This is a genomic window from Belliella aquatica (genome assembly GCF_014637795.1).
GTDB classification, from domain to species: domain Bacteria; phylum Bacteroidota; class Bacteroidia; order Cytophagales; family Cyclobacteriaceae; genus Belliella; species Belliella aquatica.
Genome location: NZ_BMFD01000005.1, coordinates 273,597 through 296,804, shown reverse-complemented (window position 1 = coordinate 296,804; position 23,208 = coordinate 273,597). Strand labels below are relative to the sequence as shown.

17 protein-coding genes are annotated in these 23,208 nt (G+C 36.1%); 8 read left to right on the top strand and 9 right to left on the bottom strand.

What is annotated here, in order from left to right; translation table 11 throughout:
• The gene (locus IEV57_RS09640; protein WP_188442125.1) at positions 1-699 is read right to left on the bottom strand and encodes a TVP38/TMEM64 family protein; all 699 of its coding nucleotides are present in this window, start codon (positions 697-699) and stop codon (positions 1-3) included.
• Between the two features lie 184 nt (positions 700-883).
• Here IEV57_RS09640 and IEV57_RS09635 point away from each other — a divergent pair, with 184 nt between their 5' ends.
• The gene (locus tag IEV57_RS09635; protein ID WP_188442123.1) at positions 884-2,029 is read left to right on the top strand and encodes a cystathionine gamma-synthase; all 1,146 of its coding nucleotides are present in this window, start codon (positions 884-886) and stop codon (positions 2,027-2,029) included.
• 214 nt (positions 2,030-2,243) lie between these two features.
• Here the strand turns inward: IEV57_RS09635 and IEV57_RS09630 are convergent, their stop codons facing one another.
• From IEV57_RS09630 to IEV57_RS09615, 4 genes are all read right to left on the bottom strand, one after another.
• On the bottom strand, positions 2,244-3,077 hold the full coding sequence (locus IEV57_RS09630; protein WP_188442122.1) for a hypothetical protein: 834 nt from the start codon (positions 3,075-3,077) through the stop codon (positions 2,244-2,246).
• Positions 3,078-3,081: 4 nt separating this feature from the next.
• Positions 3,082-4,035: a Smr/MutS family protein gene (locus IEV57_RS09625; RefSeq protein WP_188442120.1), complete on the bottom strand. Its 954-nt coding sequence runs from the start codon at positions 4,033-4,035 to the stop codon at positions 3,082-3,084.
• Positions 4,032-5,333 (bottom strand): cryptochrome/photolyase family protein, encoded by a 1,302-nt coding sequence (locus IEV57_RS09620; protein ID WP_188442118.1) that lies wholly within the window; start codon positions 5,331-5,333, stop codon positions 4,032-4,034. The genes IEV57_RS09625 and IEV57_RS09620 overlap by 4 nt, the downstream gene beginning before the upstream one ends.
• 80 nt (positions 5,334-5,413) lie before the next feature.
• The gene (locus IEV57_RS09615; protein ID WP_229744309.1) at positions 5,414-10,033 is read right to left on the bottom strand and encodes a translocation/assembly module TamB domain-containing protein; all 4,620 of its coding nucleotides are present in this window, start codon (positions 10,031-10,033) and stop codon (positions 5,414-5,416) included.
• On the opposite strand from IEV57_RS09615, the gene tsaD reads away from it, so the two are divergent.
• From tsaD to IEV57_RS09595, 4 genes are all read left to right on the top strand, one after another.
• Positions 10,011-11,015, top strand: a complete 1,005-nt coding sequence (gene tsaD, locus IEV57_RS09610; protein WP_188442116.1) for a tRNA (adenosine(37)-N6)-threonylcarbamoyltransferase complex transferase subunit TsaD — start codon at positions 10,011-10,013, stop codon at positions 11,013-11,015. The genes IEV57_RS09615 and tsaD overlap by 23 nt on opposite strands.
• A 69-nt stretch (positions 11,016-11,084) precedes the next feature.
• Positions 11,085-11,549, top strand: coding sequence for an SsrA-binding protein (gene smpB / locus IEV57_RS09605; RefSeq protein ID WP_188442114.1), 465 nt, complete (start codon positions 11,085-11,087; stop codon positions 11,547-11,549).
• Positions 11,550-11,602: 53 nt separating this feature from the next.
• A complete protein-coding gene (locus tag IEV57_RS09600; protein ID WP_188442111.1) occupies positions 11,603-12,109 on the top strand; it encodes an HNH endonuclease in 507 nt (168 codons plus the stop codon).
• Positions 12,110-12,161: 52 nt separating this feature from the next.
• The gene (locus IEV57_RS09595) at positions 12,162-14,651 is read left to right on the top strand and encodes a hybrid sensor histidine kinase/response regulator (RefSeq protein WP_188442109.1); all 2,490 of its coding nucleotides are present in this window, start codon (positions 12,162-12,164) and stop codon (positions 14,649-14,651) included.
• Position 14,652: 1 nt separating this feature from the next.
• On the opposite strand, the gene IEV57_RS09590 is transcribed toward IEV57_RS09595, so the two are convergent.
• Positions 14,653-15,993 (bottom strand): sigma-54-dependent transcriptional regulator, encoded by a 1,341-nt coding sequence (locus IEV57_RS09590; RefSeq protein ID WP_188442107.1) that lies wholly within the window; start codon positions 15,991-15,993, stop codon positions 14,653-14,655.
• A 95-nt stretch (positions 15,994-16,088) separates the two neighbouring features.
• A complete protein-coding gene (locus IEV57_RS09585; protein WP_188442105.1) occupies positions 16,089-16,424 on the bottom strand; it encodes a hypothetical protein in 336 nt (111 codons plus the stop codon).
• Positions 16,425-16,904: 480 nt separating this feature from the next.
• Between IEV57_RS09585 and IEV57_RS09580 the strand changes: the two genes are divergently transcribed.
• Entirely contained in the window at positions 16,905-18,788 is a 1,884-nt protein-coding gene (locus IEV57_RS09580; RefSeq protein ID WP_188442103.1) for an amidophosphoribosyltransferase, read from the top strand.
• Between the two features lie 108 nt (positions 18,789-18,896).
• Positions 18,897-19,949, top strand: coding sequence for a M42 family metallopeptidase (locus IEV57_RS09575; protein WP_188442279.1), 1,053 nt, complete (start codon positions 18,897-18,899; stop codon positions 19,947-19,949).
• Positions 19,950-19,989: 40 nt separating this feature from the next.
• Here the strand turns inward: IEV57_RS09575 and IEV57_RS09570 are convergent, their stop codons facing one another.
• Both IEV57_RS09570 and IEV57_RS09565 read right to left on the bottom strand, forming a co-directional pair.
• Entirely contained in the window at positions 19,990-21,429 is a 1,440-nt protein-coding gene (locus IEV57_RS09570) for a glycosyltransferase family 2 protein (protein WP_188442101.1), read from the bottom strand.
• Positions 21,430-21,726: 297 nt separating this feature from the next.
• Positions 21,727-22,329, bottom strand: a complete 603-nt coding sequence (locus IEV57_RS09565) for a DUF2911 domain-containing protein (RefSeq protein WP_188442099.1) — start codon at positions 22,327-22,329, stop codon at positions 21,727-21,729.
• A gap of 155 nt (positions 22,330-22,484) precedes the next feature.
• Here IEV57_RS09565 and IEV57_RS09560 point away from each other — a divergent pair, with 155 nt between their 5' ends.
• The gene (locus IEV57_RS09560; RefSeq protein ID WP_188442097.1) at positions 22,485-23,150 is read left to right on the top strand and encodes a ferredoxin reductase domain-containing protein; all 666 of its coding nucleotides are present in this window, start codon (positions 22,485-22,487) and stop codon (positions 23,148-23,150) included.
• Positions 23,151-23,208 lie beyond the last annotated feature (58 nt).

Sequence of the window (23,208 nt, the reverse complement as noted above, 5' to 3'; positions counted from 1 at the left end):
TTAGCGTTTAAAAAACCTCCAAATGCCATAAATACTTAAAAGTAGCAATAAGATAAATATCCATCCTTTTCCGCTAACGCCTTCTTGCTGAACTGCGCCGTAAATGTTGGAAGCGATGGTGCCTGAGAAGAAAACCAAGGTCGTGCGTGGCAACATGCCTAATGTTCCAAAAATCACGAGTTTCTTCCATCCACTTTTGATCAAAGCAAAAAGTAAATTGGAAAGCGCAAATGGTATCACAGGACTTAGCCTGACAAAGAAGATGAGTTCACCCATTCTACCTTCTTTTTTCTGAAGCAAATCTCTAGCTTTTGGATATTGCTGAAGAATTACTTCTAGACTATTGCCGCCAAGTTTCTTTCCCCAAGCATATCCTAGGAGTGTGGCCAAAGTATAACCGATCACCACCCAAATGAATGATTGCCATCCAAATAAGAATCCCGATAGCGCGGCAAATAGCGTTGTAGGCATCAATGCCAAGCCCATTAAAAGTGTTGCAGTACAAACAAAGACGAGAATGGTGAAAAGTGATGTGAAATCAATCAATTCCAAAACCGACAGATAGCTGACTGCTAGAGGAACCAAAAACAAGCTACAAATAGAAGGAATCAAACTTACCCAAATCAGCGCCAAGGCCACTGCTGGATTACTCTTTCCGATTAGTTGGATTCTCTTGAATATACCTTCCTTTTTTTTCATCTTTGAGCAATATTAATGCAAAGAAAGCATTATTGAACGATCAAGAGATGGAATTTTGAATTTCTAATCTGATTTTGGAATTCTTAAGCTTAGTTCTTGTTGTTTACAGGAAATCAACCCAAAAATAATTTAACATTCACTGCTGTAAAATTTATTTACAGCAAATATTTTGAAAACTACACTTATGAAATTTGGAACGAAAGCAATACATGCGGGCGTAGAGCCGGATCCTACTACAGGAGCGATTATGACTCCTATTTACCAGACTTCGACCTATGTGCAGCGCTCACCTGGTGATCATCAGGGGTACGAATATTCCAGAACGCACAATCCAACTAGGACTGCACTTCAAAATAATCTTGCTGCTTTAGAAAATGGGAAACATGGCTTATGTTTTTCTTCTGGTCTCGGGGCGATTGATGCAATCATCAAATTGCTCAACCCAGGTGATGAAGTGATTAGTACCAATGATCTTTATGGTGGTTCTTACAGGATTTTCACTAAAGTATTTGAGCGCTATGGGATCAAGTTCCATTTCGTGTCTATGGAAGAGCCTGAATCCATCAGCAAGTATATCAACGAGAGAACAAAGCTGATCTGGGCTGAGACGCCAACCAATCCAATGATGAACATCATTGACATAGCCGCAATTGCAGCAGTAGCTAAGAGACATCGTGTGCTTTTTGCAGTGGATAATACTTTTGCCACTCCTTTCCTTCAAAACCCGCTTGATATGGGTGCTGATATCGTGATGCACTCAGTAACCAAATATCTCGGTGGTCATTCTGACGTAGTAATGGGCGCTATCATTGTCAATGATGATCAATTGGCCGAGCAGTTAGCTTTTATTCAAAATGCATGTGGAGCAACTCCTGGGCCACAGGATTGCTTTTTGGTGTTGAGAGGAATTAAAACGCTCCATATCAGAATGGAGAGACATTGTCAAAATGGAAAAACTATCGCAGCATTTTTGAAAAATCATCCTAAAATCGAAAAAGTATATTGGCCAGGCTTTGAAGATCATCCGAATCATCAAATAGCCAAGAAACAAATGAGAGATTTTGGAGGGATGATTTCCTTTACTTTAGTAGGAAACAAAATTGAAGACGCAAGAAAATTACTTGAGAATTTACACTTCTTTGCTTTGGCTGAGTCATTGGGTGGAGTGGAGTCGCTTTGTGGGCATCCAGCAAGTATGACGCACGCTAGTGTGCCTAAGGAAGAAAGAGAGAAAGTTGGCTTGGTAGATTCCTTGATTCGACTGAGTGTGGGTATTGAAGATGCGGAAGATTTGAAAGATGACCTTAAAAAAGCACTAGAATTTATTTAATATATTTGGGGGTTTTTATATCCAAAAGCCTTGTTCTTAAATAGAGCAGGGCTTTTACTTTGTACAAAGTACCAAGTATGATGTACTATGCAGATTAAATAAAATCGAAGGGATAATTTTATGAATGTTTAATTCTTGCGTAAGCCAACTTTCAAACTTTAAAACTTTTCAATTTAGAAAATTTCAAGATCACCAATATCTCAACATTCAAACCTCAATCTAAAATCCTATCAAAAAGATACTTACATTGTTTCTCGACTGTCAGTGTGTATTTCTTTTTTTCTGTTTTTAGCTCTGTAAGAAGGTCTTTGTATTTCTTTGAAATATCGTCCTTCTCACCAAAAAAATACACGAGGTGTTGGGTGAAAAGTTGGTTTTGATACCATGATAGAAGTGAAGCTTGGAGAAGCTTCATTTTGTCATGTACTTCGGAGACGAATATGGCATTGAGTCCAGATTCAATCCGGATATTTTCTAATGCAATAATCACCCGAAGTCCTTCGTAAATATCTTTTAAGGCTTTATTGTCAAGTTTAGATTTATTATCCAAATTAAAAAAATCTAGTTCTTCATTGATGATTTGGGTCGTGGCTGTGTTAACCATCAAAGGTTGTAACCCAGCACTGTTTTGGTAAACACTTTCATAGAATTTCTCCCAAGTGCCGAGTGGAGTTGACAGAATCAGATCATAAATTTTATTATAATGATCTTTTTTTTCATCAAGTAAAAATTTCTCGTAACTATTGTAAGTAAGGTTGTTTTTAAGCTTGACTTTATTTAATTCTTCAAGAACCAGCTTCAGGTGTTTTGTCTTTTTCAATCCCCTAAAAATCTCTTTAAAGGGCTTGAATATCTCAAATTTTAGCTTTTCTTCTTCAAAATGAATCTTAGAAATCAGGTCAAGATAAATTTCTAGAAAGATCAGTTTTTGTTCTAATTCAACAGCTTTTTTTCCTTTATACTGTTTTCCCAAAGTAAGAAAAGCATTTTTGGCCTCTTTAAATTGAGCATCAAATAAGCGGAAAATTGGAGATATTTTACCTTTCATCGATTTAGGATATTCTTACTAAAGTCGCACCGTAGCCAAAGCGACTTTTATCGGTATCTTGAAAGTACTTAATATTTTCTAATTGACTGAGATACTTATGAATTTCTTTTTTCAAGACGCCATTTCCAATGCCATGAATGAACGTGATTTCATCCATTCCATGTGCGATGGCATAATTTAGATTTTTTTCGAATGTTTCCATTTGGAGTTTTAGCATCTCGCTATTACTCATAAATGGATAATCTTTTGTCAGTTTCTCAATATGGAGATCGATACTTTTTTCAGGTCTAGGGAAATTCGTAGTGCTGGGAGAAGAGGTAGCTTTTTTTAATTCCTCATTCAGCAGTTTGACATTGATGTCTTTGGTATTTTCTGAGAGTTTGAACAAATAACCGTTTTTATCCAATAATGGCACTTTTGACTTGCTTTTGAAGAAAGAAGTTGCTTTAAACTTGATTCTTCTCTCAAAGGATATTTGAGTTTTTTCGATTTTCTTATGAATTGGAAAAAATTGACAAAGGAGCGTGGGCCAATCTTCGAAATCTGAGATAGATTTTTCTCCAATTTTCTTACTCCCTTTGGAGGGTAATTCGCCTGCTACCAAAGTCTGACTGTTGTCACCAAAGACTTCTGAGACCATCATCAGATAACTTCTTTCACTTGAGTTGACGATGTAAATGCTATGGTCTTTGTCATTGATAGGTAAATATGCTAAAAATACTCCTTCTTTCTGATCAGTGTTCAGAGTGCCGGGAGTGAAAGCCGTTGGTTTTTCTACTTTCACACCATCTCCAAAATACTGCCTTTCAGAGGCTGAAATGATGACCACTTCATTTTTCATGGCAGGGATTCTGAAACCATCTTCAATTTCTATTTCTATCCTTCCGCCAGCTGACATTTTGGTAATTACGCCTTCTTCATTGCCATGCAGCAATCTTACTTTATCTCCTATGTTCATGAATTCAATGCTGATTTATATGTTTCCAAGGCCCTTTCTCTGGCAAATTTATGATCTACCATTGGCTTAGGATATTTGTCTGTTCCGTATTCAGGAACCCATTTTTTGATGTATTTGAGCTCTTTGTCAAATTTCTCTGTCTGAGATTCAGGATTGAAAACCCTAAAGTATGGTTGTGAATCTGTACCCGTCCCTGCGGCCCACTGCCAACCCCCATTATTCGAAGATAGCTCAAAATCTAACAACTTCTTGGCAAAATATGCTTCACCCCATCTCCAGTCCAACAAAAGATGTTTGGTCAAAAAGCTGGCCACAATCATTCTAACTCTATTGTGCATGTATCCCGTAGCATTCAATTCCCGCATACCAGCATCTACAATAGGATATCCTGTTTTTCCTTCGCACCATTTTTGGAAATCTTCTTCAGAATTTCTCCAAGGAATATGGTCATATTGAGGCTTGAAAGCCTTGTCTTTTACTTGAGGATTATGAGCTAGGATCATCATGTAAAACTCCCTCCATATCAATTCATTCAAATAAGTATCATTCAATTGAATCGCTTCCAAAGCAAGTTTTCTCACACTGATGGTACCAAATCTAAGGTGAATTCCTAATCTAGTTGTTCCATTGATTGCGGGGAAATTTCTTACTTGATCATATTTCTTGATCAAAGGTTTATCAATTTCTAAAGCAGGAATTTTTACATCACTTTCTTCAAAACCCATATCCTTCAAACTTGGAATTGGAAAGGGATCTGATTTTAAGAAATTTCTTTTTCTCCCGTCAAGGGATAAAAGAGAAAGATTTGATTTTTTGAATTTATCTAGCCAAACACGACTGTAGGGAGTGAAAACTTTGTAGAAATCTCCACTACCGTTTAGGATTTCTCCTTTTTCAAATACTACTTGATCTTTGAAATCTAAAAAATGACAGTTGTTTTTCTTTGCTAAGTCTTTTATGGATTGATCTCTTTCCTCAGCATAAGGTTCATAGTCTCTATTGGTATAGATATTTTGAATCGTATATTCTCTGAATAAGGATTCAAAAACTTCTACAGGTTGACCATATTTAACTAAAATGCTGCTGTCAAAATCTTTCAGTTGCTCAGAAATTTTGCTAATCTGATCATGGATAAATTGTACCCTACCATCTTTTTTATCTTCTAATTTATCCAAGATGCTTTTGTCAAAAATGAAAATTGGCAACACATTTTCTTCTTGTTCAAATGCATAAAATAATCCTGTATTGTCTTCTAACCTGAGGTCTCGTCTAAACCAAAATATGCTAATCTTTTCCATCTTCTTTAATTTGTTCTTTCAATCTAATTCTTAAGCTTAAAAATTGTTTGAATTAGACACGTTGATTTTTTTAATAATCCTTATTGATCTCGTCTTTTCTCTTCTTTTATTCTCAAATCAAGATTATCGAGCGGAATTGGTTGCCAGTTTTCTTTATCTTCAAACTGATATCTGAGAAAATCATCGGTATCATTTATCCTCAGTTTCTCTTTATTTCTTGTCGTGATTCTTTGGATGAGTTCTTTGAATGAATTAAATGCAAGGTTTTGAGATAAAGAAATGCCATAAGTGGCCACATTCCTAGAAAGTGACAGGGAAGTGAACGTGTTGAAATTGTTTCTATTATAGATGCGTAATCTATAGCGACCATCTTGGGTAATCAAATACTCTGCATTCCAATCTCCTGCAATGCTATTGATGTCGGCATTGCCTTGCAGATCTGTAAATCCACCGTCTCTAGTCACGCGAAGTCGGCCATCAAGGAAAGTATATGCAACTCGCAGCTGAAAAGTCTCTAATGCACTTTGATCTAAAGTGGCCAAGTCGATATCAACTTCAAGATTTTGATCTACTTGTGAGATAAAGCTGTTCAATTGTGAGGAGAGTAATTGACTTAAATTAGAACTTGCAATGTTACTCACACCGCTAAATTGTCCTTCCGGTGAGAAAGAACGCATCATGATGACAGAAAATACCTGTCTGTTCTTTTCTTGTTCGTCATTGGCAATCCGATTTCTGAATGCAGAAATATAAGTCTGTAGAGATCCTTCTGGAAATTCAGTAAAGTCAAAATCAAAGGCAATATCAGGGCTCAAAAGATTTCCTTTCAAATCCATGATCACCTTGAGTGGCCATCTTCTTCTCAATTGGGGGTCTTCTAGTTCTGTCCCTGTGATCTGATTGTTTTGTAGGTTTTGTAAGGAAACACTCTCTTGATAAGTAGCTCTGATATCCATGATTCCTTCATAAGGATCACCAAACCAAGAAATTCGTCCCCCAGGTTGTACTACAAACTCTCTTCTAATGATGTTATACAGTGAGAAATTATATTTTGCCTCTGTGATTTCATAATTTCCCAACATGGAGAAATTACCCTGTGTATCGATGTTTAAATTCAAAACTCCTCTGCCTCTTCCTTGAATATTTTCCCCTGTTCTAGGATCAATTTGAATTTCTGTATAAGCATCAGGTGTGATGTCAAGCACGAAATTCATTCTCACATTATTGATCGCAAGCTTCTCTACTGACTCTGTAAAGGTCTCTAATCGAGTCGTGTCTCTAATGTTGATGATGTTGATGAAGTCTTCTTGTGCCTGTACATTGGATGAACCAAAAGGAATAATAATTTTTGTATTAGGTTGGGAAGTAGCTCGTGCATTGATGTCTAGATTATTGGCAGCACCGAAGATGTCCAAAGTTCCGGAGACATATGCTGTTCCGTAAAACAATTCATTGTCCCTTGCTGAGGTATTCAAAACTTGAAAATTTTCTAAGTTTGAAGAAATGTCTAGGATAAAATCTTGGAAACGATCATGCGTAATTCCACCTCGCATTCTTGCAAGATTACCATTGACATCTTTGAGTAGGAGTTCACGGAAACTGATTTCATTGTTGCCAAAAACCAAATTTCCATCTACGGTGTAAAAAGTGTTGAGGTAATTGATTTTCAATGTACCCCCATTTACTCTGGCAGAACCGATGACTACCGGTGCATTGAGCGTGCCTGAGATGTCCAATTCTCCATTCACTGTGCCACCCATTTGCGTGAGATAGTCAGATAGAAAAGGTTCTAAAATAGAGATATTGGCATCATTGAGGGTGGTTTTGAGAGAAATTTCATCATCTTCATTATTCAAAAATCCTGTAAGACCGATTACTTTTTTCTGATCTCTAAAATTACTCAGTTCTAGGTTGATTTTATTGTCAGTTAGATAGGTAGCCGCATCGATGTCACCGACAAGAAAATTGTTGATGTAGAAATCTTTGATATTCACATTCCCATTGATCCCCAATTCATCATACAAATTACTAAAAGCAAAAATCCCATTTGCCGTTCCCTCAAAAGATTTCAAGCTTAGCGTATTGAAAAAGTCTAGGTTTACTTTATTGAGTTGAAGTGCTAATATTTGCTCGGGATCTGGAGAAATATTGCCATTTAAAGAAATAAATTGGTCCTCGTTAATCAGTTTTATATTGTCAAATTCTACTTCATTATTGGCGATGTAGATTTCATTATTTTCTTCAAATTTCCAGATTTTATCTAAAATTTTAAGTTCTGACGGATCGACAACGATTGAAGTGTGATCAGGGAAAATCTGAATCTCACTACTCAACTTAAAATAACTCCCCGTACTTAGTTGGTCTTGATTGTAGGTAAAATCAATTTTTGATTCATCCCAAATTGCTTCAACCCCAAGATTGTTGAATGTTAGACCATTGCTTAAGACTTGCTGCTTTGAAAATATGTAAAAAGAAGCCAACACATCCTGACTGTTGAGTAATTTGGAGGTATTGAAATCCAAATTGGTATCAAAAAGAAAGTTTCCATTGTAATAAATAGAATCAATACTGGAAAAGAAATTGAAAATGGTATTGGAAGGAGTTTGATAGAAGGCCCCCTCAATAAAGGTGTTTTTAGAAATTGAGGCTTTCGGTTCAATGATATTGATGAGAGGATTGATGTCAATAAAATTCAGGTTGATGTCGATATTGTACGGTTCAAAATCATTATTTGTGATTTGTGATTTTGGCTCGGGTGAATTTGTCAAGATGGCCCAATATTGTTTGGAGAGCATTTCTACATCTCGAATCAGCTGCTGAACCTTAAAATTCCCAGTTATTCCAGCTACCAAAAAATCTGAATTTAATGAAACTAGTCTAGACTGATCCGTAAATAGAGATTGAAAAAAGAAATTGTCAACGAAAACATTTCGGCCTTCATAACTCAAATTTAGATCACTGAACCGCGCAATTCCTTCAATGTCATCCAAAGTAATTCCTTTGGTATCCATATCGACTTTTCCACTGATGAATAAGTCTCTATCCATGATATTCAATTCTTTCAAGAAAGCGGTGTCAACCTGTACATTGAGGCGGATAGAATCTTTGTTGTCCCTCAAATCTAATACTCCATCAAAGTTTGCCTTAAGATTAGGATCATTTACTTCTAGTTTTCCACTAAATAGATCCTTTCCATAAGTTGCATTGCTTAGAATGTTCACATAATCGTAATTGTAAATCCCAAGTTTTTTGATGTTGGCATCGACTTGTAAAAGTGCAGTTTCTAGCGTAAGTCCTGTTCCTTTAATTTGTCCAGTTAGGCTTACTTTTTGGAAATTTTCTTTATCCTCGAGGAGAATTCCCAAATCTAGATTTCTAAGCTCGACCCTTCCATTGTAGGTGGGTTTATTATTTACAAATTGATAGTTCAGACGTCCAATCATTTGTCCAATTCCTGTTCGGAAATTGCCATTTGCCCTAAAATTTCTTAGATATCCTGAAAAATCTGTATCAAAACGGATATCCCTGAATTTGTTCACTTCAACTCTAGCTTCTTCACTAATGTAAGGAGACAGATCCTCACTATTCAGGATAGAATTAAGAAGTGACATTTCAAAAAAGGTATTGTTGACATCGGGTAGACCTTGGATATTAAACTTTCCAAATAGCGCACTGCGTTGACCAAATCTGATCAATAATTGCTCTGAGGCAAGATCATTTACTTTTCCTTTAATATCTCCACTCAGGGTGATTCTATCCTCAAAATTGGGTATTTGATCTGAAAAATATTTCAAATCTTTGATATCTAAAGTGGACTCATTTAGACTAGCTTCAATTTGAACTTCTTCATTAAAATTGGAAAGTGCTCTGACAGATTCATAGCTGAATTTGAGATAATCTTTGATTTCTGTTTGATTGGATCTCAAAAACAAATCATCAAACTCCATATAAGTAGGAGTGTAAGTGAAGTCAGTCTTCAGCTGCTGGATTACGATGCCTGAGTTGATCTCTATGCCTTTTAGATAATTGGTTTTGAACCCAATCGTGCCCTGAGTGGTGTAAAATTCATCAGCATCAGCGAGCAAGTCTCTAAATTTCAATTTATTGTAATCGAATCCTTCTGTAACTGGAGTAGCTGCATAATTGAGGATATCCAAAGAAGTTTCTTCAAGGAAAATATTTCCAATGCTAAATTTGAATTGTTTATTTGGTGATTTGGCTTTTGGGATTAGCCCATTTATTTCATTGAAAAAGGTGGTGATATTAAGATTTCCGCCATTTTCGTGTCCAATGATTCTGATATTTCCATTGATCATTTTGATTTGATCAAGACTTGGATTCTCCCCATCCAATAACCCCTTCACAGAGAAATCAATATATACTTCTTCAAGATTGATCATTAAGCTGTCTTGTTGATCATAAATCAAGACGTCTTTGAGGCTGACAGCATCCCACCAGCGTATTTGCACTTTATCGATAGATGTGCTAAAGCCTGTTTTTTCGGAAATATATTCCGTAAGATATCCAGTTACTTTTGTCTGTATAAAAGGGATTTGTAATGCAAGCACAAAAAGTACAAGTCCCAAAATTAGGAAAAGTACTATCCTGAAGAGCAGTTTAAAGGCTTTCAGTATTTTTTCCGTAACTTTCGACTTCTTTTCCAAAGGGGGTTGTACAATGAATGTAAATATTCTGGCCATCGAATCATCTTGTGATGAAACATCGGCTTCTATTATATCTAATGGCAAAATACTTAATAATATTGTCGCCACGCAATCGGTTCACGAAAAATATGGTGGAGTAGTTCCTGAATTAGCTTCTAGGGCACATCAACAACATTTGATTCCTGTCGTCCACGAAGCTATAGAATCTTCGGGAATTGCCAAAAATGAACTTTCAGCTATTGCATTTACCAAAGGCCCCGGCTTGATGGGTTCCTTGATGGTGGGTGTTTCTTTTGCCAAATCTTTTGCTTTTGCTCTTGGAATTCCATTAATAGATATCAACCACATGGAAGCCCATATTTTAGCTCATTTTATCGATGAACCTAAGCCACAATTTCCATTTATTTGTTTGACTGTAAGTGGTGGACATACCCAATTGGTTTTGGTGAAAGATTACCTAGAAATGGAAGTGGTTGGAGAGACAATGGATGATGCTGTTGGTGAGGCTTTTGATAAGACTGCCAAATTGCTTGGCTTGCCTTATCCTGGAGGACCATTGATTGACAAATACGCCAAAGAAGGAAATCCAAAGGCATTTCAATTTCCAATTTCCGATATGCCTGGTTTGACATTTTCTTTTAGTGGAATCAAGACAGCAGTATTATATTTTCTGAGAGATAATTTAAAAGAAAATTCCCAATTTGTGGAACAAAATTTGGCCGATATTTGTGCTTCGGTACAATATACGTTGATCAAAACTTTGATGCAGAAGCTGAAGAAAGCGGCTAAGCAATACAAAATCAAAGATATTGCAATTGCTGGGGGGGTATCTGCAAACTCTGGTCTAAGAAATGAGTTGGAATTAATGTCCAAAGAGCTAGGTTGGAATGTATTTATCCCAAAATTTGAATACTGCACAGATAATGCAGCAATGATTGCCATGGCAGCTCACTTCAAATATCAGAGGAGTCAATTTTGCGATTTGGATGTCAGTCCTGAAGCAAGGTTGAAAATATGATCCAAGCATTTTGATCTAGGAACTAAGAAATATTGCAAAGAACTTAATTAGAGAAAAATACGCGCTAAAATGAACAAAAAGCTAAAGTTTGATAAAATCATCAATATAAAAAATAAAAAGGCTAGTCATGAATTTGAGTTTATTGAGAAATTCGTGGCTGGCTTAGTTTTGCGTGGCACAGAAATCAAATCCATACGAGAAGGTAAGGTTTCTTTAACGGAGGCCTATTGTTTTTTCAGAAGTGGTGAGCTTTTCATCAAGCAAATGCACATTGCGCCATATGTGATGGCGGCAAGTTATAATCATGATGCGGTGAGAGAGCGCAAACTTTTGCTCAGCAAAAAAGAACTTGATAAATTAGAAACTAAATTTGCCGAGAAGGGGCTTTCCATCATTCCTGTTCGTATATTTATCAATGACAAGGGATTAGCTAAAATGGAGATCGCTTTAGGAAGGGGCAAAAAACTGCATGACAAGCGACAAGATATCAAAGAAAAAGACCTTAAAAAAGAATTAAGTAGGCTAACCTATTAAACATTTCAATTCATCAACGTGTTTTTCAGGTTAGTTTTAAGAGTTGATGAAATATGGAAAAACGTGTTTTGGTATTGAATTTAGATCATTCGCCTGTGGCTGTGGTTACGGTACAAAAGGCAATGGTTCTAACTTTTTTGGAAAAAGTAAGCTGTTTAAGTTTTTATGAATCCTACACCATCCGGACAGTCAGCAGGACTTTTCAATACCCCGCTGTGATTCGACTCAATGAATATAAAAACATTCCCTTTAGAGGTGTTTTATTAAATAGAAACAACCTATTTAAGCGCGATGGGGGAGAATGTCAATATTGTGGATCTAGAAAAAATCTAACCATCGACCACGTCATTCCAAGATCAAAAGGGGGAAAGACCAATTGGACGAATCTAATCACTGCATGTCATCGCTGCAATGTTGTCAAGGGAGATAAATCTCCTGAGCAAAGTGGGATGATTTTGAGGAGTAAACCCTTCAAACCAAGCTTATCATTTTTTTTAGCAGAATACGCCGAAAGACATGCTGAAGAGTGGTTGCCTTTTCTAGGAGTTAAGACAGTTTAGTGCGAGATTTTGGAATGGTTCTTGACAATTAATTCCAAAAATCAACCATATTTTGATCAAAAAATCAATCATTCTTCATTTGAGCTCTAAAGTAGTATTGGGGTTCGTTCTGACGATTTTTCTAGTCTTCTCAGTCAGTATTGTTACTTATATCAGCATCAAAAATCTATTAGAAACAGTTGAAAATCTTTCTGAACCTAACGAAAAATTAAGACAACTCAATGGTCTGATGGCGGATGTGTATCTTTTGGATATGTCCAAAGCGAATAGAACATCAGACAAAGATTCGATTTTAAATGAGACTTATGAGCGCATCGGGAATAGATTAAATTGGTTAAATGAAGTTGCTGATAGTGAAGCTGAGATTGAAAGTTTTCAGAAAATAGGGTTGAATGTGCAAGAATTGATGATTTCATATGCTGGCCTAGAAGAAGTAAGGTATAGACTTACAAATAGGAATTTCAGTCAAGACGCATTAAAGAGCATTGAAATCAAACTACAAAGACAGGAAGAGTTGTCCAAAATGGATTTTTTTGATAATTTGAAACCTAGAGATTTATATGGAAATCTCGATAGCCTTAAGCAGGTTAGATTAGAAAAAGCACAACAAGAAGAAGAGAAAAATTACTCACTGTTTTTTGAAGAAATAGAAGAATTAAACCAATCGAAAGCAATTAGTATACTTCCCAAAAAGAAATCTGATTCGGTATTGATCGGCCTAAAAGGAGTGGTTACAGAGCTTTTCAAAGATGAGCGTCAACTTAGGGAAAATTTCGTCAATCTCGAAGCAAGTTTGCAAGCTAAAAATACCGAGGTTTTCTCAGAGATTCAGAGTTTGATAAGTAATATTCAACTAAGTTTATTAATCGATTCAAAGTCTCAAAATGAATCTGCTTACAAATTAACTTATACGGTATCTTTTATTCTTGGAGGGTTAGTTTTCTTAGGGGTGATTGGTTCTCTTGGATTCATTTATAGTATTCTAAAAGAGGTCAAGAAAGCAAGTGTTTATAATGCTAAGCTCAGAGAAGCAAAGAATTATTCTGAATATCTAGCTAAAGCAAAACAGGATTTTTTGGCAAATATGAGTCATGAAATAAGAAATCCCTTGCATGCCATTCAAGGATTCCAAAGGCAGCTTGAAAAATCTAATCTAGATCCAAATCAGGATGAATCAGTTAAAATGATAGGTTTTGCATCCAAAACACTGATGGGAGTTGTGAATGATATTTTAGATTTTTCAAAATTAGAGGCTGGTAAAATTGAATTAGAAAATAAGCCCTTTGATGCTTTCAACTTATTTTTATCGATCAAGAAGTTTTTCAGTTCCAAGGGAGAAGAAAAGAATTTAGACTTTGTTTGGAACATAGATTTACCAAAAGATAAATGGTTGATTGGTGATGAATTGAGGATCAATCAAATCCTCAATAATATTCTTTCCAACGCGATCAAATTCACTAATGAAGGAAAGATTTTGGTGGCACTGAGTTTGGAAAATGAAAGTCTTGAAATTGTGGTAGAAGATACGGGGATTGGGATGGAAGAAGCTCAATTATCCAATGTTTACAATGAATTTAATCAGGCAGATTCTTCAATAACACGCAGATTTGGAGGTACAGGACTTGGACTTTCTATTGTTAAAAAACTAGTAGATCTTCAGTCAGGTCAGATCTCAATCGAGAGTAAATTCAGAAAAGGGACAAGAATTAAGATTAATATACCTGTAGGTATTGCAGATACGGATGAGGCGGTGAATTCTGAAGAAGTGGCTAAAACATATGGTCTTGATAATCTTAAGATATTGGTCGTAGATGACGATATAATTGGATTGAAATTGATCCGATTGATTTTGGAAAATAGAGGAGCAAAGGTTTTGACTTATTGCGGAGGAGTCGATTTTAGAGATCAATATAGTGGTGAAAAGTTCGATTTGGCTTTTATCGATATCCAAATGCCTGAAGTAAGTGGAGTTCAAGTATTGGATTTACTTAATGACAAATTCAAAATCACGGATTCAAAAATACTTGCAATGACAGCGAATGTTTTTGCTGTTGATCAAGGAAAATTGATTAATGCTGGTTTTGAAGGAATTTTACTCAAGCCTTTTGATGAAAATGAAATTATCAATTTGGTTGGAGAAGCACTGCAACTCAAAAAGAGTTTACTAGAAAAACAAGTTGAAGTTTTTAAATTTAATGCTCCAGAATCAATTGATTTAAGCGATTTGAAGAGGTTTTGTATGGGGGATGTTGATTTGCTTCAAGAGGTGCTTGCGGACTATTTAGAGCATACCGAAAGCGATATTGAAAAGCTGAAACATGCCTGTAATAACCTTGATTATTTGCAAATCAGAGAAATCACGCATCAGCTTTCTAGTAGACTTGGTCAAATCAAATCATCGACGGCTCTATTAGCAAATGATATCGAAATAGCCATCAAGAACGAAGATTTGGATGATATAATCAATCAGGTGAAATTATTGACACCTCGTATCGAAGGAGTGCTCAGATTACTTTCGAATCAGTTAGAGTTGAAGAATTAACTTATTCAATACCAAATCTATTCATTTTATTATAGAGCGTTTTTCTGTCAATTCCCAATTGTTTTGCAGCTTTGGTTTTGTTGTATTTAACCTCTTTAAGCGTTTTTTCTATCAGCTCTTTTTCTTGAGATGCCAGATTATTGGTCGTGATATCCGCATCTTGTACGAGCTCGTTTTTCAGCAAAAAGTTTTTCAATTGATCAGGGATCATTTCAATTTCAATTGTGTCTGATTTTGAAAGGAGTACAGCTCGCCGAACAATATTTTTTAATTCGCGAAGGTTTCCCGGCCAATGGTATTCCTTAAACAACGCAATGACAGTAGGGGAGAAGCCTTTTATGCTTTTATTGAGCTTTTGATTACTTTCTATTAAAAATTGATTACAAAACGACTCCAAATCCTCCTTTCTGTCTCTTAAAGGCATTGCAGTAAGGGAGAATTCATTCAAACGATGATACAAATCCTCTCTGAAAGCACCTTCTTGCGATTGGCCTATGAGATTTTCATTTGTTGCTGCGATGATTCTTACATCAATATTTATTTCTTTAGAACCACCGATTTTTCTGATTTTTCTTTCTTCAATCGCTCGCAATAATTTGATTTGGATTTCATAGTCCAAATTCCCGATTTCATCTAAAAAAATTGTACCCCCACTTGCAGCTTCAAAGTGGCCGATTTTATTTTCTAATGCGCCAGTAAAAGCACCTTTTACATGACCAAAAAGTTCACTTCCTGCCAGTTCTTTTGAGAGTGCGCCACAATCCACTGCGATAAAAGGAGCTTCTCTGCGAGCTGATTTTTTATGTATTCTTTTTGAAATATATTCTTTTCCGGTTCCTGTTTCACCAAGGACGATAATGCTCAATTCTGTCGGAGCTACTAGATCGATATGTTCTTCGAGTTTCTTTGCGTCGCTACTTTCGCCTATGATATAATCCTCATTTTTTTGAGGGGCAATCTTTGGATTTTTTTGCGACTTTTGATCTATTTTAATTGCTTCCTTTACAGTCAGCAAAAGTTCATCTGGGTTGATGGGTTTGGTAATGTATTCAAAAGCCCCCATTTTCATGGCTTTGACAGCAATCCGGATGTCAGAATAATTCGTGATTAGTATAACTTCTACGTCGGGATAATTATCTTTAACTTTTTTAAGAACCTGCAGTCCAGTACCATCAGGGAGCCTAAAGTCCGTAACTACCAATTTGATTTGGTGATTCTTTAAGGTGTAATCAATGTCTGAAAGCTTGGTGCAAGAGGTGACTTTAAAGTTGTTTTTTTCAAGAAAACTTTGAATTATCCTTGAATAGGTCACGTCATCTTCTACTAATAAGATATGTTCCATTTAAAAATCTTGAATGAACTTTCAATCTAACGAAAAATAAGGTATTGGAATGATTCCAATACCTTAAAACTTTATTAAATTATGGTTGGTAATGATTAATGGTTGGTTGTTTCTTTAATTTCTTTACCGTCCGCACCATATTTTTTAACAAGTTCTTCGCCAGCCTTATCAAATTTTATTTTGAAATAAGTTTTACCTTCTTCATTTGTGCTTTTCCAAGCTTCTGAGATCATAAGACTTGCTGTTTCTGAATCTAGAGCAATTGTTTCCTTTACTAATTCAGGAAGATTCTCTGGATCGATTTTGACTTTTTCCTGTTCTTGAACTGTGACTTCGATAGCCCTAGTTTCAGTCGCAGTGGGACTTGAAAATACAGGAACAGATGTCATTCCTAAAAATAGGAGGGCGGGGATGATGATTTTCGTTTTCATAATTTTTGGTTTAGTGATAATTCTATTTTGTTAAAATGATTAAGAATTATAAAACTGTCGTTCAAGTCTTAATGGATTATGGCTCTCTCCAGAAAATTCAGATTTATCAATTTCCTTTTTTTGATAGATCTTGGAAACTGCATTAACCAAAAACATTATGATGGTTAAAAGAACAGATTTAATTTTTTTCTTTTTCATATATAGAATGCAGTGAAAGAAGGGTGCCATTCTGAAAAAGATATCATTCAACCCCAAAATCCAGCAAAAAATCATTCGTATGTGGAGACATGTCCCATCTTGTGACAGAAATTTCCCCAAGTTGTGGAATTAAATTCATTTAGATTTAGGTTAAATAGCCCACTTTTATTTCATAAGAATTTAAACAAAAATATAGGTTACAAATCCTAAGATAATTTACTTCTTGATTCTTCTAAAAAAGAGCTAACTTTGTTAACTCAAATATAACTTTCGCCCAACCCAATGAGTGATCAGATCAAACACGAATGTGGGATAGCCATGATAAGGCTCCGAAAACCCCTCCAATATTACATTGACAAATATGGATCACCCGCTTATGTGACCAATCGACTTTACATATTGATGCAAAAGCAAATCAATAGAGGTCAAGATGGTGCAGGTGTGGCCAATATCAAAATCAATACTAGTCCAGGCACCCGATATATCAGTAGATATCGATCGATAGAACCCCAAGCTGTCAATTATATTTTTGATAAAATTCAAAAAAAATATAAAAAAGCTAGAAAACTTGGTGGTGAGAGCGCCTTGTTTGATGCGGAATGGTTAAAAGAAAATATTGCTTTTACCGGTGAAGTATGGCTTGGCCACTTGAGATACGGAACTCATGGGGAAAACAGCATAGAAACATGTCATCCATTCTTGAAACAGAATAATTGGAGAAGTAGAAATCTCGTGATGGCGGGAAATTTCAACATGACTAATGTAGAAGAGCTTTTTAGCAGGCTGGTAGAATTAGGTCAGCACCCAAAAGAAAAAACAGACACGGTCACTGTTATGGAGAAGATCGGACACTTTTTAGATGAAGAAAACCAGAGAATCTTCGATAAATATAAAAATGAATATTCTAACGAGCAGATTACCGCCGTCATAGAAGATGAATTAGATGTTGCTAGGATTTTAAGAAGATCTTGTAGAGATTTTGACGGCGGTTATGCGATGGCTGGATTGATAGGAAATGGTTCTAGCTTCGTTGTAAGAGATCCATCAGGTATTCGACCAGCTTATTATTATGCAGATGATGAGTTTGTCGTAGTAGCATCTGAGAAGCCAGCAATCAAATCAGCTTTTGATATCGATTATAAGGAAATCAAAGAGATTCAACCGGGTTGTGCTCTGATAATCAATAAAGATGGAAGCTATGGCGAGCAAGAGATCATGCCAGCTAGAGAGAAGAAATCTTGTTCATTTGAAAGAATTTATTTCTCTCGAGGAACTGATCCAGGAATTTACAGAGAAAGAAAACTACTTGGGAAAGCCTTAATTCCTCAGATCCTTCAAGCGATAGATTTTGATTTGAAGAATACGGTATTCTCCTACATCCCAAATACAGCAGAAACCGCCTTTTTGGGAATGATTGAAGGCTTGGAAGACTATTTAAGTGCTAAGCGAAAGGAAGTACTCCTTGATGGGAAGCCACATTTGGAGGATTTGGAAGAACTTCTTCATTTTAGGCCTAGAGTTGAAAAGCTGGTCAGTAAGGATGTGAAGCTAAGGACTTTTATAACCAATGACTCAGACAGAGACGCTATGGTAGCCAATGTCTATGATACCACTTATGAAGTTGTAAGATCTGGTGTAGATACTTTGGTTGTGATTGATGATAGTATTGTGAGAGGAACTACACTTGAAAAAAGTATTTTAACTACTCTTGACAAGCTTAATCCAAAAAGAATTGTCATCGTGTCATCTGCGCCACAAATTAGATTTCCAGATTGCTATGGTATAGACATGTCTAAAATGAAAGACTTTATTGCTTTCAGAGCGACAATGGAATTGCTAAAAGAAAGAGGAATGTCAGATCTCGTTGATGATATTTATGAGAAGGCAAAATCAGGTGATGTAATGGACGTGAATTATGCAAAAGAACTTTATGAGCCTTTTGCAGATCAAGAAATATCAGATAAAGTAGCCCAAATCATCACCTCTGACAATATCAAAGCTGATGTCAAAGTCATTTATCAAACTGTAGAAAACCTACATAAAGCCTGTCCTGAGCATTTGGGAGATTGGTATTTTACTGGTGACTTTCCTACCCCAGGAGGAATGCGCGTAGTGAATCGAGCATTTGTAAATTATATGGAAGGTAAGACGGTAAGAGCTTATTGATGATTCTTATCGAAGTAGATTATTTATGATCTAAAGCAATAATTTTAAAAACTAAAAGGCTTCCTTCTTTCTTAAGATAGGAAGCCTTTTTAAATAAAAATAAATATGATGAATGTAGATGTAGCTTTATTAAAGCAAATCTGTGAAATAGCTGGAGCGCCCGGTTTTGAAAAAAGAGTAAGGGATTTAATTGTTGAAATCATAACTCCGCTTTCTGACGAGGTGAATTTGGATAATATGGGTAATGTCATTGCGATCAAAAAGTCTAAGAAAAATCCAGATGCAAAGAAAGTCATGGTGGCAGCCCATATGGATGAAATTGGGTTCATTGTGACACATATTGATGAAAATGGATTTGTTAGATTTCATACATTAGGTGGATTTGATCCCAAAACGCTTACAGCTCAAAGGGTCATTGTTCATGGTAAGAAAGATCTAGTAGGAGTGATGGGTTCCAAGCCTATTCATGTCATGTCTCCTGAGGAAAAAACAAAACTTCCTAAGACAACAGACTTCTTTATTGATTTGGGAATGAATAAGGAGGAAGTGGAGAAATATATCACCATCGGTGACCCAATTACCAGAGATCGTGAACTGATCGAATTGGGTGATTGTGTCAACTGTAAGTCAATCGATAATCGAGTGGCGGTTTATATTTTGATTGAAACATTGCGAACGATCAAAGATCCAGCGTATGACCTCCATGCTGTATTTACAGTTCAAGAGGAAGTAGGAATTCGTGGAGCAAATGTAGCCGCGCATGGAATCAACCCTGACTTTGGAATCGCTCTCGATACGACGATTGCCTTTGATGTACCAGGAGCTCAGCCGCACGAGAAGGTGACAGAGTTAGGAAAAGGGACTGCGATCAAAATTATGGATGCCATGACAATTTGTGATTATCGAATGGTAGATTTTATGAAAAAAACTGCTGATCAACATCAAATCAAATGGCAACCGGAAATCCTTACCGCTGGCGGAACAGATACCGCAGGAGTTCAAAGGATGGGAAAACAAGGAGCAATCGCAGGAGCAATCTCAATTCCTACAAGACACCTTCACCAAGTCATCGAGATGGCACACAAGCAGGATATTGCCAACAGTATTTTACTTCTCAATGCTTGTCTAGAAAATCTGGATCAATACGATTGGAAGCATTAAAAAAAAGCGGAGAAATTTTTCTCCGCTTTTTTTATTTAATCTAGTTGTTTGGCATTGTTCGCGTAAGCCATCCACTTCTGCTAGCAGTCGCGATCGCATAAGGAGGAATCCAGAACAATGAAAAAGTATAGAAAATCGCATAACTGTAAGCCCATACCGCATCATGCTTGTCTCTTTTGAGCAAATAGAATAACGCTGGAAGGGAAGAGAAGACAAATAACCCTATGAAAATTGAGCTCAATACAAGAAATGGCTGAATTATTAAGAGTGTGATTAAGAGAGCCAAGGCTGGGTATGCTAGAAGAACTTTTAACCATTGATTGAATAAAAGAAGTCTTGTTCCATACTTGTTTCCTTCACGGAAATCACTGAAAGCAAATTTCGTGAGCATGATGTTTTCTCTCACATTGCTTCTTTCCCATCTGGTAAACATCTTTCTAAGGTTATTATATTTTTCAGGGATATTCGTGTAAACTTCAGCATTCTTTTGGAATACTACTTCATAGCCTTGTTTAAGGATCATGTTTGTCATTGCCCGATCTTCGCCAATATCTGTTTTCTTGCCCATAAACTCTTGGTTGACCCAATCATTTAGACAATTCATTACGGCTGTTTTTCTGTAAGCAGCCAAAGCTCCAGGGGTACATAAAACTGATCCCAGAACGCTTTGAGCAGATCTGATAAATTCAAAGCTGAAGGCAAAACTCACATTCAACATTTTTGGAATCAATCCTGATTCTTTGTTGAGCACCATCACATTACCTGCAACTGCCCCGCAAGACTCATTGATCACAAATGGACTTACTAAATTTCGGAGCGTATTTTTTTTAACCAAAGAATCGCTATCCACAGTGACAAACACTTCTCCCGTACCTTCCAAAAAAGCTCTATGTAAAGCTGCTCTTTTACCCATATTTTTAGGTTGCTGGCATATTGTAATTCTATTGCCCAGTTCTCCTTTAGCCTTTTGCATCCATTTCCAAGTATCATCTTTGCTCCCGTCATCGATGGTGATGATCTGCAGCTTATAGATTGGGTAAAGACTATCTGTAAGACTTTTAAGTGTTTTGTACACCATTTCCCCTTCATTATAAGCAGGAACGATTACAGTACAAAATGGAAGATCCTCATCAGAAACAGATTCTATAGGCTTATATTTTTTATGAAGATAGAACAACCAACTTAAAAATATCAATTTGATCCCAAGTAGAGATATGGATATAATGAATGTCCAATACCCCCATCCGGTTTCTAATCTTGCGATATGAAGCTGATCAAAATAGGCCTCAAAGTAAAATAATGAAATGATCGCCAAAATAATGGAAGAAAATGTGAGCGTTAAAATCAATCGTTCAAAATTGTTAAATCTGTTTGTCTGAATCTTTGATTGAATTCTTTCTTTATTGGTAAGAATTTTTGAAGGATTCAAAGATGAACGATTCTTGGCTGGGTTAATCGAGCTTTTATATGTTTTCAACATCTAATTTAAAATTGGTTCATATGACACTTCTTCGGCAACAGTAATGCCCGTTTGTTCGGAGGTCAATTAGGGCTATCCCAGAAAGTTGAAGAACACTAAAATTTGGGTTAAATGAGGCTTTTTAGCCAAAAATTGATCTTTTTTAAGATTTTGAAATGGTATTGAAAAAGTATTTTAAAAATTCAAGGTGTGTAAATATTCCACAAATTGAGTAGTGTTGGGATTTGATTTTTGATATAAAAAAAGCATCACGAAAAAGACTTTCCGTGATGCTAAATTTGATTTTATAATAATTTATTAGAATGCTCCTTTGAAGCTTTCCATTTTCTGATCAACTTGAGTGTCTACCATAAAAGAGACAGAATAATTCTCCCAAGTTAAAGTCACCTTCGCAACTTTGTTATTTTCAGCAGAAATCGTGTAAATCAATCTTTCTTGTGGGCTAGCCAATTTGGTTGTTGTTCCTTTGAAAGCTACAAGGTCATCTTTAGCGACCGCTTCTTCATCAATTTTACCATCTTTCATGTAAGCAAAAACTGAATTTCCTTTACTATTGAAATGTACCGTCCAATCACCTGATTCAGAAGGTGTCATGTAAATTGCATATTTACCAGGGCGAAGGTTCTTACCTCCTACATTGACAGCGGTGCTGAATTCTATCATGGTTGTTGCGTTTGCACCAGCTCTCCATGTAGTGCCGAATTTTTCAATTTCTCCAAAAATTTTTCTTCCTTTCACAGCAGGAGAGGAGTAGTCAATGCTGATCTTAGTAAAACCGACATTTTGAGAAACGAAGGCTGCTGGGCTAGGTGCTGGAGCTTGCATTTGTGCGAAAGCTTCACTTCCAGCTACCAAAATTAGCAAGGCTAAAGAGGCGATTAATAATCCGATTTTTTTCATAAATATTTAATTGATTTGTTTGGTTTAGATAAATCGAATATACAACTCTGAATTCGATTTCTTGTTCGCAAATCATCAAATTTCATCCAGAAAAGGGAATAATTGAACAATATTTGCTGCTATTACTTTTATAAGTAAACTAAAAATAAAATTTTATGAGCTATACAGTTAAAATCACTGACATACTTTCTTTGACACATGATGTTAAAATGTTGAAAACAGAAAAGCCTAAGGGATATGATTTTACTCCAGGTCAGGCTACAGAAGTAGCCGTTAACAAAGAAGGTTGGAAGGATGAAAAGAGACCCTTTACTTTTACGTCATTACCAGAAGACGACTATCTTGAATTCGTGATCAAATCATACAGAGACCACAATGGAGTCACAAAGCAAATCGAAGATTTGGTGGAAGGAGACGAATTGATTGTCGATGATGCTTGGGGTGCTATTCAGTACAATGGAAAGGGTGTATTTATCGCAGGTGGAGCGGGTGTAACGCCTTTTATCAGTATTTTTAGATCATTGAAGGCTACTGGGAATATTGAGGGAAATAAACTAATCTTTGCTAATAAAACTGGTAAGGATGTTATTATGGAATCTTACTTTGAAGAGCTACTTGGAGAGGATTTTATTTCTATCCTAGATCAGGAAAAAGTAGAAGGTCATGCAAGCGGAAGAGTAAATATGGAGTTCATAAAAGAAAAGTTAAATGATTTTTCACAAGAGTTTTACGTTTGTGGACCTCAGCCTATGGTGGAAGGTGTAAGTGAAATTCTTAAGCAATTAGGAGCCAACCCTGATGGAATCACATTTGAGAAGTAATTCTTCAAATGTATAATTCAAAAAGGCCAATTCATTGTTTGATCAAATGAATTGGCCT